The sequence below is a fragment of the Candidatus Macondimonas diazotrophica genome (genome assembly GCF_004684205.1).
Taxonomy (GTDB): Bacteria; Pseudomonadota; Gammaproteobacteria; order UBA5335; family UBA5335; genus Macondimonas; species Macondimonas diazotrophica.
In genome coordinates, this window is the sequence record NZ_SRIO01000022.1 from 1 (window position 1) to 12,436 (window position 12,436).

Here is a 12,436-nt window from a genome sequence, read left to right on the forward strand (position 1 = left end):
GTCAGTCAGTTCTATCAGCTCCTTCATGTTCTCCAATCGCTGCATATCACCGTAGTGGTCGCCATACGGTTGCACCGGCCCAATCAGTTTCATTACTACGTCTTTCAGTTCCATGTGTGTCTCCCGCGCCTCATAACAAGGCGTTCAAAAATGACCGCCAAACTGCGGCGGTCATTTAACTGTGGCGTTATAAACCTAGCTCTTTCAGTCTGCCTTGCTCAAGACCATCAGCGGTTTCCATTTCCTCGTCAGTAAATCCCAAAGCCCTGCCAACATCGTACCGACTCGGCCATGCAATCACGTCATCATCATCGTTAAACACCAAATGATCTTCAACCAAGTCAGTCCAATAAAGGTCATCATGGTCAATGGCTTGAAAGAATATTTTAATTGCCTGCTGTCGGTTTATAACAGCAGGGTCAATCAGACCGCCTACTGTTGTGTCGGTTTCTTGTTTTTCAGTTTCGTTTGTCATCATCATTGCTCCAATTCTGTGCCACCAAAGGCGGCTAATTACCCAGGGGTTATGCCCTAACACCATATTCAAAAAGTTGTTTTGCGAGAACACTAGGTCGCTCAAACTTATCGAGATTTATAAAATCCCATACCCATTCAGGGACGTTTTCACCTTGGAAGGTTGATCGGACTGCTGGCCCGATAACTGATAGCTGTTCAGCAGTAGGGCACTCTTCTTCCTCATTCCACACACCGCCAGAGGCCCCGCAATAGATGTCACTGATCCTTTGCGTGAGTGCTTTCAATTGCTGATTTTCACGTTGTTGTTTGGTCGTTCTTTTCTTTGTCGCCATGTAGTCCTCCTGCCCAAACGGGCATAACAAGTCGTTCAAAATCGATTCGCTATCGCTCACGTTTTAACTAAAGCGTTAGCTGTCACCAAATCACACCTTTCACATCAAAAGGTGTGCTGCATTTTGGGCAGTATGCGTATGTTTTCAGTCGATCATCCGCATCGATTTTCCAGCGATCATCATCAAGAACTTGCCGATATAAATCGCCTTCGTCATTTTGACTTTCTTGGAACAAGTCAAACTCGTGCTCGCACTCAGGGCATTCGACATTCAACTCCATAACAAGCGTTGCTTTTACCGGCTCACTCATTACTAAATTCCTCGATTACTTCAAAGCCGAAAACGACTTGATTTGAAAACTGGTTATAGTCTATAACACAAGTAATTTTTGCGTGTACTGCATTGCCAGTTAGTGTGTCTCTGGTTAATCCTTTTTCAATTTCTTCAAACGCGATGGTGTCGCCTTTTTGAAAGCCTCTGTCAGTATTGTTTCGAATTTCAAATCGTTTATCGCCAGCAACAACAGCTTTAAAATAACAAGGCAAAATTTTTAATTTATGGTGCATCTTTAAAGTCCTTTACAGCTAACAATTGCATTAACTGGGAGCGCCTTCCGCGCTGCTCCAGTTGCCCCGTTATGCTTGGCGTTAGGCCAGCACACCAAAATCATATCCAGACGCTACGAAAGTTTTAGCCTTTTCACGATTACATCCGCACCCTATGTACGTGTAAATAGTGCTAAGTTCGGCAGGCGTAAATGATGTTCCTAGAAACTTATTCATCCCGTTCCTGATCCTGGTTTGCCACCAATTACTCAACCCTTTGTGAGCTGGCCTCGATAGCCATTCGATAACTTTGCACTTAAAATCGAATTCGTTTTCTATGTCATCAATACGGAAGTAAATATTGTTCTTTGGTTCGATTATCAGTTCATCGTTTTTGTAAATAAACGCCTTCGGGAACGCTGCTTTCAAGCGATTTATGCAATCCTGTACTTCGTTGTTCATATCAACCTCCATTAGTTGTCTACAATAACGTCACCTGGCTTGAGGTCACTTGCCATTATTGCCTGTGCAAAGGAATAAATCTCATTGTAAGAATAAAGATTTCCAACGGCGTCTTTTATTACAATCCCTTGTTCTCCAGTTGCGACTAATATCAACGGCCTTTTTGCTGTATTTAAACCGTTGGGTACGTCCCCATCAAAAGATAGACCATAATTATCACACCCTGAAACTAGAAAACAGCTCAAGAGGGCAGCCAAAAGTAACGAAGTTCTTTTGAAATTCTTCATAACAAGTAAGTCCTGTCGCTATAGGTCAGTACGGCGGGTTGTCTTTGCGTTATTCGTGCTATGAAATATTGCTAAACCCTATTGGTGTTTTGCTATTCATAGCTTGGTCTAATTTTTCTTGAAACGATTCGTCGTGCAAATCTAACAACCCATGAACAAGCCGCTCAAATATCTCAAGTTCACTCATCCCTGCTTGGGTTCCAGCCCTCAATGCGGTATTTAGCAAAATATTATTTCTCGCACGCTTCGCTCTATTTCGCTCCCGCTTATTTGCGGCGTTAGCTGTACTCATAATCCCGCTCTCCGCCTTAGTTCTGCTCGCCACCAAAATTCCCCCTTTTTTGCGTTGGCAAGCTCGTTTGGTTTCTCGAACCGACCATTTTCGCCAAGCGCCCATTCGATAGCAGATCTTAGTTTAATTTGTTCTTTTTCCATTTCTTGTAGAACTTCTACAAGTTCATCATGTGTCGCTATTTTTCCTACTATTTTTGCTAATCCCATCCTTAATCCTCATATTAAAAATAATTCTTAACAGCTAACAAGCAAATCAATCGGATGGCAAAAGCGCCACCGCTTATATGTGGGCGTTAGGCGTTATGTTTCGCCAGCCAGTCAACGCATTTCTGCTGGAATTTGCTGGCGGCTTCGAGCGCTTTTTCTTTTGTCGGCCACCCGCTCACGCCTTCCCACTCAATAAGCTCCCCACCAACGGTCGCGCACCAGTAGTTACGCGGCCTGCCATGCGGATTCTGTTTTTTGTCCCCGAAGCCATTCGGCCATGTAGCGTGGCAGTTCCATAGTTTTTCCTGTTTCGCCCCGATCTCGCCGGTAGAAAGTTTTTCTATTTCTTTCACGCTCACCTCAACCTCCTTCGCCTAACAAGGCGCTATTTCTGACCTCGCTTCGCTCGGCAGCAAAGCTATGGCGTTATAAGGCATCGGCCAGCTTATGCAGGTCATCAAAGGCCAGGCGAAAACCAGAAGCGTGCTTGTGTCCACCACCACCAAATTTCGCGGCTATCTCTGAAACGTCTAAGCCATCATTCGCAGAGCGCAAGCTAAACACTCGACCTCCTGGCGTATCCCAATAGCAAGCCGCAAAGGGTTTGCCTTCCCCCATAATGTGTCCGGCATCAGAACTCCAGAAGTAAGGGGCATTTAATACTGGTACCTCATGCCCTGCTATGGTGTCCGTGTAGGCCGCTGCTGCGATGAACTCCTTAATATCTTTGAAGTGCTTGCGCTCGATGGCTTTGCCATCCTCGCGTAGCTTTTGAGGGTCAGCGCACAGCAGTTGTTCCCAAATTTCAAACTCGTATGGGTGCGAAAAAACACACGCCTGAATTTCGCGGGTTCCTTCAAGCTTGAATTCCCAAAGATCGCGGTCTTGAATGTGCAAAAGAAGCTGTGGCGTTTCTTCGCTAGGGTGGAAGTATTCCCAAGCCATCACGGCACCGCTTTTGGTCATATCAAAGTAAGTTGTTACATTGTACGGCAAGTCCACTAGGTCGGCTTCAGCGCTCTTGTGGTGATCAATAATTAAAATACTTTTTGCTTTAGCCGCCATCTCAATAATCACGTCGCGCTTATAGGAGAAATCAACCAATATTACTTCGCGGTCGGTTACGTCTGGTGGCGGCTCTTGGTAAACACCAGCGTGGAAGTCTACGTTATGGCTACCTAAAGCAATTCGAATAACAGTAGCAGCACCAAAGCCATCGGCGCAGTTTCCGTGGTAGATACAAAGTTTTTTCATGTTTGTGGTTCTCCAAGTTTTGTAAAAAAAAATGCCTTATAACAACGCCATAAACTCGGACAGTTCACCGCGTCTAGCCATAGTTCTATACATTTTATTTAACTCCAATTATTTTCAAAACTAACAAGAAAATCAAAGAGGGCACAACGTATGAGTACAGTTCCCTTCACGGTCATTAATATTATCCGGGTGGCAACAATGGGAGATTGCAACATCACCGTTAGAATCACATTGGTACGAATAAAACTTGCAGTGTGCGTTTAACACTGGGCAGTCTTCGCGTCCTTCTTGGGATCCCTCACTCAAGTTGTGATAACGCTTGTCGCTGTACCTGTTCTTGCAGTTGCCGCGAAGCACCTTCTGGCCAAACTCACCATACCCCACTTCAACCCAGTCGAAGGGATTGCTGCCGTCTTCGTAGTTGAAGGATTCCAGCAGCTCGATAAGCTGGTTGCGCAAGTCTTCACCCTGCTTGGAATGCGGCCAACCTTTCTTGCTTCCATCTGGCCCCATGAACACGGTTTCTTTCATGTTTATCAGGCTCTTGGATACCGAAAACAATGGCTGCTCCTCTTCGGTCAATGTGTTGATCCAGTCCATTACTTTCTCCATAGCGTCGATGTCCTCGGTTGTGGCTACCACGCACTCATTATTTTCTATGCCCACTTTCAATTACTCCTATCTTAGTACTCAAAATTTATGAGTGTCTCTTTAATCGAGCTGTTAGCTGTACTGATCTAGCCCACCTTTGGCAGAATTCGCACAAGTCCGCAAGCACGCTTTTAAGTCAATAATCTGATTTTGCAGGTCAATAACAATCTTATTAACTTCTTCTTTGTCGTAGCCAACAACAAACCCATCACCACCTGTGTTGTGCTTATATTGACGTATGGCAGGTATTAGTATTTCTGGTGTTCCCATATCAGCCTCCACAGCTAACAAGTCTTTCAAGCCGACCGCAAAAGACGCGGCGGCTTAACTAGGGCGTTAGGTTGCAATAAGATTATGCTTCTTGAGCCACGAAATGACCTTGTCAGGGTCGAAGCTGTAAACGTTGCCTAGCTCAGTCTCACAGAGCAATTCACCACGCGGGAATCCAGGTGGGCGCTTCTGACCGCGTTGGAACACAAGGCTCATACCAACATGAGCGCCTTTCTCTTTGGCTTCACAGGCATCTTTATAAAGCTGTTCTGGTGTCATAGTTTTCATCCTCTATCAATTTTGCTGTAATGCTTCTTTTATAGCATCCAGAATCTTACTAACGTAGTGATATTCGACGGTATTGCACATAGGTAGATTCATTTGCCAATCGTCACCGAAGCACTCTCTCATTTCATCGGCCTGCATAGCAATTTCAATATCACTATAAGCACATATATCAAATCCACGCTTTTGAGCTTCTTTGTTGATCTTATCAAAGTCTGTTTCGTAGGTTTCTTTTAGTAATTTTCTTAATAGGTAGTCGTTATCAGAACGTAGTATGAATTCCTGTATCGAGCTACAGCCCATAGCAGAAAAACAACAAACCCAAGTCTCCCCAAAACACTCAATTACTAGTTTTCCTTTTCCTGGTTTGTAGTTAGTTACATACAAAGTTACGAGATCTAACTCGTCCAATTCTGTGATAATGTAAGTTTCAGTTAACTCTTTTTTGATATCCACAGTCTGTTCCTCACAACTAAGCCTGCGATGATTCCATTAGTTCGTTGCTTGTTTGTATTCAATTCCCAACATTTCAATCAGATGTAGTACACCTAAAACTAGCGACATCATAGATTCAGATTCATTAATACCGATATTGCCGAATCCTTCCAGTTTATTTGAAAGTTCTGTGTACACTCTTCGGACATTATCGTCATGGACTATCAACTTGGTCTGTTCTTCTACCGGCATTAATCCCCAATGACGAGTCACTACAGCGTAAATAACATAGTATTTATGCGACAACTCATTTAAATGAGCACGAGCTATTACTGTTTCAACCTCCTGTGAGCTTCTGTAACGAACTATCAGCATTTCCGCATAACTAACTGCATCAGCCACTAAATTACGCTCATGAGGGCTTAGATCGGCTGTAAACAGCATTGACTTAGCTATTGGCAACTCAGCTATTGCCATTTCCATATTGCTTACAGTGATTTTGGATACATTTCCGCAAGCAACTAGCGACAATACTGCTATCATAATACACAAGGTTCTGGTTATTTTATTCATAAGATTTTCCTTTAGAATACGAATCCAAGTTCTTCTATGTCAGCTTTGAACTCCTCCATCAGAGAAGGCAATCGGGCTAAAAGTTTTTCCTCAGTAAAATCTTCAAGCTCGGCATCAGGCCATACCGCACATTCTCTAGCTGCCTCCAAATCAGGTTCTACAGCTTCACACCACTTGTAGGGAACTTTTACGTATTCGTATTTAAAGTTTTGCAAAGCTTCAAGAAATTCCTCTGCATTATTCTTTCGCATATACGGAGCGGTATACCATTTATTTTTACTGTTTTCTGGGATAAATCCTGTCAGAGAGTAGTTAGGGTCATGATCATAGTCTCTACTACCATCATAAGGAATTTCTTCAACTTTTACGCTACTAAAGTCCTCAACGCTGTCAAGGTAGTTGAAAAATCCTTGTTTCTTTTCCCCGAATGTGAAAGGAATTCCTTTAAATTTTAAGAAAGTATCAAATTTTACAGGTTCCCCTACTTTATAGCCTGAATGACTCACTGTACGTGCATGGTATAAAGAGTTCGCTACATAGTGCATCGGACCGTCTGAACTAACTAAGTGCCATTTAATATATTTCCTCAGATTCGGGAAATATTTGTATATCTCATCGTGCAGACACCCTCCTGCAATAAAATTTCTATACACCCCCTTTACATCCCAGTAAATGTCTGCTGTTATAGCAAAACTGTTATGCCCATTGCCGCATTCATCATCGTAACGAACAGTACATACCATATACGAAGGTTTTCCGAGGTATTCGATTTTTTTAGTAAAAGTCTTGGATTGCTTTTTTGTAAGGACTGACTCTGGTAACTTCATTATTTCTCTCCCTCAGAGTTGTACTTAGCGATAGCCTTCAGCGTGCTTAAGTAACTATTTACAGAACTCTCACCTGTAATAATATTGTCGTACTTAACGGTGTATTTATCCGATGCAGGGTTAAACGTTAAAGATTTACTAGCCTGTTCTTCAGTAGAAAAACAGAATACGATGGGAATCTCTTTATCAAGTGCCGTAACAACGTCTTTCAAGGTTATTTCATGTATCATTATTTCTCTCCTCAAGCGGCTTTTATGCCTTTCAGTACCCACAGAAACAAACTTACAATAATTCCAGCTATTAGTCCTGTAACCATTCCGCTAAATGTTCCTGCAAATATAAGTACCAATACGCCAGAAATTATCACATCACTTGCTGCATTAAACTTAACGAATCTACCAATACCTAACTTGAACATCAGTATGATAAATGCGATAGCAGTCAAAGAACCCATCAATAAAAGTTCCATCACTCTTCACCCTCATCTTTAGGTGCAGGTGTTTCTTCCCACAAAATTAATAAGCCGATTATTACAAGTATAAAAGTAAAACTACCGACTAAGATGTCCATAATACCCTCCTAAAACCAGTCGTTTTCAACACATTCTCTGTGGTAACTGACATACCCTTCCTGAACTTCTTCAAACGTAATTCCATAATCTTCAAGAGCTTCATAGGCGTTAGTCACATCACCTGTTAATTGACATTCGTAATTGCTTAACTCTCTTCGGATGATGGCTTCTTTACCGTTCTCAGCCAAGTCTTGTGTAATACCTTTTTCGTAAAGATTTTTTAAATCTTCATAAAGTGCTTCTTCGTTATCAGCAGGACAGAACATACCCGATCCTGCACTTACGTATTGGGTACCTTCTACTGCTGCATTTTTATATTGCTTAACACTAAATGCAAAGAATGCTCCGTACTTCTTAAATAAAGCAGTCTGTTCGTCTTTAATGTAATCTTGCAAACTTTTCATAATACCTTCCTAAAAAAGTTTAACCTTATAAGACATAAAAAACATATCCATAGAGAAATCAGCTTTCTTATTAAAAGGCTTACCTCTCATAAGATCAGAATGGTGAGTCCATCCAAAAGATACATTCTGTTTTGTACAATACATATCGAACTTGGCAGGAGTAACCCCTGGCAATTCCAATTTACTAAAACCTGTCCATGTACCAAATCCTGCCTCTGCAAAACAATCCCATGCATGTACAGGGCTAGTTATGACTAGCAGTAATAATAGTATTTTAAAGCGCATGACAGCCTCCTCAAGCCGTTTAAAGATACTAAAAGCTACTTACCTACCTCAGCAGAGAAAATAGCTCTAGCAAGAGCTGTAAGCCCCTTATTCTTTTTTACTTCCTTATCCAGTTTAATTGCTAAAGCTCGGATATCAGGCTTATCAGACTTCAAACCCATTTTAATTAGCTCTTGATCGGTTACATTCTTCTTCATTACATTACTCCCAGAAATGTGACGTGGTAGGTATACAGATTAAAAAAGACGTGATAGAATAAACCCCTATCCTACGTGATGTGAAGGATAAATACCTAATAAATCAGGTATTTGTATTATTAGTAGTAACAATATTACTAAATCTAAAATCCCTAAATTTAATAGTTAATGAATAATTAATTATTAAGAAGCTTTAAGTATTTCTAAACATCAAAATACCTAGTAAATCGTGCCTACTATGTATACTTAAAAAGTAAGATTACCTTCTTTTCTTACGCTTGTAAGGGTGCTTTCGGTTACCGTGAGGTTTGCTTTTAACTACCTCAGACCACTCTTCTAAAAGCTCAGATTTTGTCTTCTTACTTTTATTCGATCCTTCTCGGAAACCCTTACAACCCCTCTCGTTCAGCAGAGTTTTAGCGAGTTTAACGGTTGTTTCATCTGATGAAGTTTCGATGAGTTTTTCCAGTTCTTTGTTTGGTAAAGGCTTTTTCATAATGTGCATACTCAATTTTGAGTTTTTGAGAATTGTTCGCATTCAGGAATATTGAGAATAAATACTCCAACATTATTTTCGTCTACTATTGGAATACTTTTTTTAGTAAAAGTTTCTTTAGTACATACCCATTCTGATTCAATACTAATATTGGATTTATTTAATAACAGTATTAAATTTAACAAACCAATAATAATACTTAAAGTAACAAGAATAACGATTAATGTTTTCATTTCTCAAGCTCACTGAGTTTAGAATCAAGATCGTCAATAACTCTTGTATGCTTATCATTAGCATTAATTTCTTTCTCAAGAGCTTTAGTTAAAGACTTCTCTAAAGGAGTACTAGCTTGACTGTAAGCCTCTTTAAGCAGTTCTTTAGAGGTTAAGTGAGGTAATATATGTTTACTTAATGACATAACGAATTCCTTAAACGATATTGAAGGTAGACTAAAGGTTAAGGTTACTAATGCAGTACTGATAAGCAGTAAGCTGTAATATTAATAATAATATTAAAGGTACTTACAAAGGCAATAACTGACTTTAAAATTTACTACTCAATATATTGTGTCTTAAGCTCCTACTAAGTCCTCAAGATACTCAAGAAGGTCTTCTTCAGGGGCTAACTCACCGAAAGCTTTAGTGTACTCATACTCCAGTCGTTCCTTAGCAGTCATCATGTTGTACCGAATAAGGTCATTGACATACCATTCTTGACCAGACACAAAGTCTTCGTAAGAATTTTCACCTTTAGCTTTCAGAGTAGCCAGTTTGATGACAAGAGCATCAATCTCTTCAACATTCATATCATACCGAATACCAAGTTCCTTAATCTTACGAGTCTTGGCAACTACACGATTGAAGGCAAGAGCTTTTGCTTTATTGTTTTCCATAGTTATATCCTCAACGAATGAATTTTCATTTCCACTATATCGAGGCATAGCCGAGGTAATATCTGTCGAATCAAAGGTTACGAGAACACGATTAGTTGTAGACGTACAGCAATCAAGCCCGTATGTTCAATGAACACGTAAGGTTATCTATCATGCATGTACGTCACAACATGTCGTGTTATGGCATATAGAAGTTCTGCTTACTGGAGACTTTAAAGCCTTCTCCCTGACTAAGTTGCAGAGGCTCAGACTTTCTGTGCTCAGCTACTTGATCTACAGCATCCTGGTAAGGATTCTTACCTTGCAGATCAATAAAGAACTCCGTGATTATCTTAGCTATTACGCTGTGGTGAGCAGGTCTGGCAAAGAAAGCATCATGCTTAACCATGAGTCCTACACCAGTCCTTGTAACCACACTATGTAGCAAAGAAGCGTCAATGGAGTGAGTTATCCTTGCGTATAAACCTCTACGCTTAGTCTTAACTCCTTCCTTGCTGTGAGTACCTGCCCCATAGCCGTTAGCATATACACTGTTATTAGAACTATCTACAGCTAAAGGCATAGTACAGACTACGGTATCGTTAGACATACCTGTCTTATACCATGCTGAAGGTGCTTTAAGCTTTAATGGAACATGTTCCATCTCAGACTTAAAGTAGCATTTGTACCCTTGTGCATTCTTCCATTGAAGTATGTTGCAGTAGTTATCAACTAAGTGCTGTCCCCATTCTGCAATAGTTGCAATGTTAGAAAAGCAATCACCAAAGAGTTTTCTCGTCTTACTGATAACTTCCTCTTCGGGTATTCCTGTACTTTGAGATACGGTAAAGAAAGTACCTCCATGAAGTAGACCCATCATTTCACTTTTAGGATCTTCTACGGAACCTAGCTCTTTACCCCATGCTTTATAAGCACTCTCAGGTAGAGTATCTGTTAACCCACAATGCTTAGCCATTTCAGCAGAACTGAAACCGTTTGCTGCAAACAGTAGTCCTGATGTAGTTAAGTCCTTAGCCAACATGTAGTTGCAAGATTCGCCCTTGTCATAACAGTCAAGGATTCTTGCAGCCTTCATAAGGACAATACGATTACCGAATTCCTTGATAGGAGTATCATCATCCTTATTTGTATAGACAAGAGACTTATCCATAGGATCAGCACTAGAAGCATATTCCCTATCCTCATCAGAGAACTTGGCTAGAGCATCCACCATTGACGTTCTCCCATGTCTCATAACGTATATGACATGCTTGGCATGAACAGCGTCTTCCTCTGTAACCTTATAGGATTCACCTAAGTCAATTAGGTTACACTCCCAGTCTTTACCTTGAGGTCTCAGACCTGCTGTCTGAAACTCATAGTAGACTCTGTAAGAGGAATCATAGCGACAAGGAAGGTAGAAGATACCTTCTATATTGCCTAACAGTTCAGCTTGCTTACGATACCTTATACGCTTACTAGCTCCTGCCTCCCTGCTCTTTGACCAGTAGTCATGAGTTAGTTCATAGCCCTTCTGTATAAGCCCAGGAGTTGCTATATCTGATAGCTGGTATGGAATACCTGCAAGAACAGCAAGTACTTCTTTAGCTTTACGACTAACCTTTATGTGACCTATACGACTTTGGTACACAATATTAGGTTCTCGTTCCAATCCGTAGAGCATATTCTTTTCAGGATTGTTCTGACCAGTTTGTATAACGTACTGAGGAATTGTTATACGTCTACCTTTAGCATTCTCGAAAGAAGTAACCTTAGTACACATGGTCAATTCCTTGCTATCGATAAGAACGTTAAGGATGCAAGCAGCTGCTAGCTTCTTCCTTTCCTCAATATAAAATAACTTATCTGAACACTTCTCGATCTTAAGGTTAGGAAGACTGAAGGACAGCTTGTTGATTAGCTCTGATCTTGTTACTTCAGGTCTGCCCATGATGGCATGGTTGATAGCATCAGTAAGCTTGTTGCTGTGAAGTTCAAGGTAATCTGTTGTAAGTACTGCTTCAAATACGTTACGAGCAGATTGTGGATACTTCTTCTTGGTAGCCAAGTAAGCTTCAAGCGTGTTACCCACACGAAACTTACCAGTCTTAAGGTGGAACATATCCTGTGTATTAGCAGCAGGATGGTGCTTACTCTCTGTGTTAGTCATGATCTTAATCCTCATGGTTATACACTCCCTTAATAGAGAGTGCATGTTGATGACAATTACTTAGTCTCTTCTTGATCAAACCAAGAAGCTACTGTGTCTTTCATCTCGGAATACTTCTTACTTACGTCAACATCTGTGATGTCTATGAGGTCTTTAAGTATTTCGTTGTTCAACTCTACTGCTGTAGCAGTAAGGCTTACTATTCCTACAGTAGTGAGAGCACAAGACTTGCCTGATGCTTTGCCTAGTCTGACAAGACTGTCAGCAAGTTGATCTACTTCTGATTGAAGGTTTTCTTTGTACCAAGTTTGTGTAGTCATGATTATCTCCTAATGAAATGGGACCCATACAGAATGTACGGGGGGATAGCAGGGTACGTTGTGTCCCCTGTCCTATCTACTGCCTCAGAAAATTTTTAAAATAATATGTATGATTTTGAAAGAAAATTTTTAAAATAATATGCGTAGAAAATTTTTAAAATAATATGCAGAAGTAAATTTTTAAATAATGTACATAGCCCCTGATTTAACGATATGCACTAAT

At 40.7% G+C, this 12,436-nt stretch carries 26 protein-coding genes; all 26 read right to left on the reverse strand.

Annotated features, from left to right (window positions below; genetic code table 11):
• Positions 1 to 187 precede the first annotated feature (187 nt).
• The 26 genes from E4680_RS12280 to E4680_RS12400 all read right to left on the reverse strand — a co-directional run bounded on the left by E4680_RS12280 (position 188) and on the right by E4680_RS12400 (position 12,213).
• Positions 188 to 475 carry a hypothetical protein gene (locus E4680_RS12280; protein ID WP_135282711.1) on the reverse strand — a complete coding sequence of 96 codons (288 nt, stop codon included), beginning with the start codon at positions 473 to 475 and terminating at the stop codon, positions 188 to 190.
• A gap of 49 nt (positions 476 to 524) precedes the next feature.
• Positions 525 to 809, reverse strand: a complete 285-nt coding sequence (locus tag E4680_RS12285) for a hypothetical protein (protein ID WP_135282712.1) — start codon at positions 807 to 809, stop codon at positions 525 to 527.
• Between the two features lie 82 nt (positions 810 to 891).
• On the reverse strand, positions 892 to 1,119 hold the full coding sequence (locus E4680_RS12290; protein WP_135282713.1) for a hypothetical protein: 228 nt from the start codon (positions 1,117 to 1,119) through the stop codon (positions 892 to 894).
• The gene (locus E4680_RS12295) at positions 1,112 to 1,375 is read right to left on the reverse strand and encodes a DUF3850 domain-containing protein (RefSeq protein ID WP_135282714.1); all 264 of its coding nucleotides are present in this window, start codon (positions 1,373 to 1,375) and stop codon (positions 1,112 to 1,114) included. The genes E4680_RS12290 and E4680_RS12295 overlap by 8 nt, the downstream gene beginning before the upstream one ends.
• 81 nt (positions 1,376 to 1,456) lie before the next feature.
• Entirely contained in the window at positions 1,457 to 1,816 is a 360-nt protein-coding gene (locus tag E4680_RS12300; RefSeq protein ID WP_135282715.1) for a hypothetical protein, read from the reverse strand.
• 11 nt (positions 1,817 to 1,827) lie between these two features.
• Positions 1,828 to 2,103 carry a hypothetical protein gene (locus tag E4680_RS12305; protein ID WP_135282716.1) on the reverse strand — a complete coding sequence of 92 codons (276 nt, stop codon included), beginning with the start codon at positions 2,101 to 2,103 and terminating at the stop codon, positions 1,828 to 1,830.
• 58 nt (positions 2,104 to 2,161) lie between these two features.
• Entirely contained in the window at positions 2,162 to 2,395 is a 234-nt protein-coding gene (locus E4680_RS12310; RefSeq protein ID WP_135282717.1) for a hypothetical protein, read from the reverse strand.
• Positions 2,392 to 2,604 carry a hypothetical protein gene (locus tag E4680_RS12315; RefSeq protein ID WP_135282718.1) on the reverse strand — a complete coding sequence of 71 codons (213 nt, stop codon included), beginning with the start codon at positions 2,602 to 2,604 and terminating at the stop codon, positions 2,392 to 2,394. The genes E4680_RS12310 and E4680_RS12315 overlap by 4 nt, the downstream gene beginning before the upstream one ends.
• An 86-nt stretch (positions 2,605 to 2,690) precedes the next feature.
• Positions 2,691 to 2,963 (reverse strand): hypothetical protein, encoded by a 273-nt coding sequence (locus tag E4680_RS12320; RefSeq protein WP_135282719.1) that lies wholly within the window; start codon positions 2,961 to 2,963, stop codon positions 2,691 to 2,693.
• Positions 2,964 to 3,030: 67 nt separating this feature from the next.
• On the reverse strand, positions 3,031 to 3,858 hold the full coding sequence (locus E4680_RS12325) for a phosphohydrolase (RefSeq protein WP_135282720.1): 828 nt from the start codon (positions 3,856 to 3,858) through the stop codon (positions 3,031 to 3,033).
• Positions 3,859 to 3,990: 132 nt separating this feature from the next.
• Complete coding sequence (locus tag E4680_RS12330; RefSeq protein ID WP_135282721.1) at positions 3,991 to 4,458, reverse strand: hypothetical protein; 468 nt, start codon at positions 4,456 to 4,458, stop codon at positions 3,991 to 3,993.
• A 123-nt stretch (positions 4,459 to 4,581) separates the two neighbouring features.
• A complete protein-coding gene (locus tag E4680_RS12335) occupies positions 4,582 to 4,779 on the reverse strand; it encodes a hypothetical protein (RefSeq protein ID WP_135282722.1) in 198 nt (65 codons plus the stop codon).
• A 66-nt stretch (positions 4,780 to 4,845) separates the two neighbouring features.
• Positions 4,846 to 5,058 carry a hypothetical protein gene (locus E4680_RS12340; protein WP_135282723.1) on the reverse strand — a complete coding sequence of 71 codons (213 nt, stop codon included), beginning with the start codon at positions 5,056 to 5,058 and terminating at the stop codon, positions 4,846 to 4,848.
• 15 nt (positions 5,059 to 5,073) lie between these two features.
• Entirely contained in the window at positions 5,074 to 5,520 is a 447-nt protein-coding gene (locus E4680_RS12345; RefSeq protein ID WP_135282724.1) for a phiTE_072 family protein, read from the reverse strand.
• 36 nt (positions 5,521 to 5,556) lie between these two features.
• Entirely contained in the window at positions 5,557 to 6,072 is a 516-nt protein-coding gene (locus E4680_RS12350) for a hypothetical protein (protein WP_135282725.1), read from the reverse strand.
• Positions 6,073 to 6,083: 11 nt separating this feature from the next.
• Positions 6,084 to 6,899, reverse strand: coding sequence for a hypothetical protein (locus tag E4680_RS12355; protein WP_135282726.1), 816 nt, complete (start codon positions 6,897 to 6,899; stop codon positions 6,084 to 6,086).
• Complete coding sequence (locus E4680_RS12360; protein WP_135282727.1) at positions 6,899 to 7,129, reverse strand: hypothetical protein; 231 nt, start codon at positions 7,127 to 7,129, stop codon at positions 6,899 to 6,901. Before E4680_RS12360 ends, E4680_RS12355 begins: the two co-directional genes overlap by 1 nt.
• Positions 7,130 to 7,140: 11 nt before the next feature.
• Positions 7,141 to 7,368 (reverse strand): hypothetical protein, encoded by a 228-nt coding sequence (locus E4680_RS12365; RefSeq protein ID WP_135282728.1) that lies wholly within the window; start codon positions 7,366 to 7,368, stop codon positions 7,141 to 7,143.
• A gap of 110 nt (positions 7,369 to 7,478) precedes the next feature.
• The gene (locus E4680_RS12370) at positions 7,479 to 7,874 is read right to left on the reverse strand and encodes a DUF7659 family protein (RefSeq protein WP_135282729.1); all 396 of its coding nucleotides are present in this window, start codon (positions 7,872 to 7,874) and stop codon (positions 7,479 to 7,481) included.
• 9 nt (positions 7,875 to 7,883) lie between these two features.
• Positions 7,884 to 8,159, reverse strand: a complete 276-nt coding sequence (locus tag E4680_RS12375) for a hypothetical protein (protein ID WP_135282730.1) — start codon at positions 8,157 to 8,159, stop codon at positions 7,884 to 7,886.
• Positions 8,160 to 8,194: 35 nt separating this feature from the next.
• Entirely contained in the window at positions 8,195 to 8,356 is a 162-nt protein-coding gene (locus E4680_RS14105; protein WP_167792503.1) for a hypothetical protein, read from the reverse strand.
• 507 nt (positions 8,357 to 8,863) lie between these two features.
• Positions 8,864 to 9,085: a hypothetical protein gene (locus tag E4680_RS12380; RefSeq protein WP_135282731.1), complete on the reverse strand. Its 222-nt coding sequence runs from the start codon at positions 9,083 to 9,085 to the stop codon at positions 8,864 to 8,866.
• Positions 9,082 to 9,270: a hypothetical protein gene (locus E4680_RS12385; RefSeq protein WP_135282732.1), complete on the reverse strand. Its 189-nt coding sequence runs from the start codon at positions 9,268 to 9,270 to the stop codon at positions 9,082 to 9,084. Before E4680_RS12385 ends, E4680_RS12380 begins: the two co-directional genes overlap by 4 nt.
• 153 nt (positions 9,271 to 9,423) lie before the next feature.
• Complete coding sequence (locus tag E4680_RS12390; protein WP_135282733.1) at positions 9,424 to 9,744, reverse strand: hypothetical protein; 321 nt, start codon at positions 9,742 to 9,744, stop codon at positions 9,424 to 9,426.
• Positions 9,745 to 9,922: 178 nt separating this feature from the next.
• A complete protein-coding gene (locus tag E4680_RS12395; RefSeq protein ID WP_135282734.1) occupies positions 9,923 to 11,908 on the reverse strand; it encodes a hypothetical protein in 1,986 nt (661 codons plus the stop codon).
• A 41-nt stretch (positions 11,909 to 11,949) separates the two neighbouring features.
• Positions 11,950 to 12,213, reverse strand: a complete 264-nt coding sequence (locus tag E4680_RS12400; protein ID WP_135282735.1) for a hypothetical protein — start codon at positions 12,211 to 12,213, stop codon at positions 11,950 to 11,952.
• Positions 12,214 to 12,436: the final 223 nt, after the last annotated feature.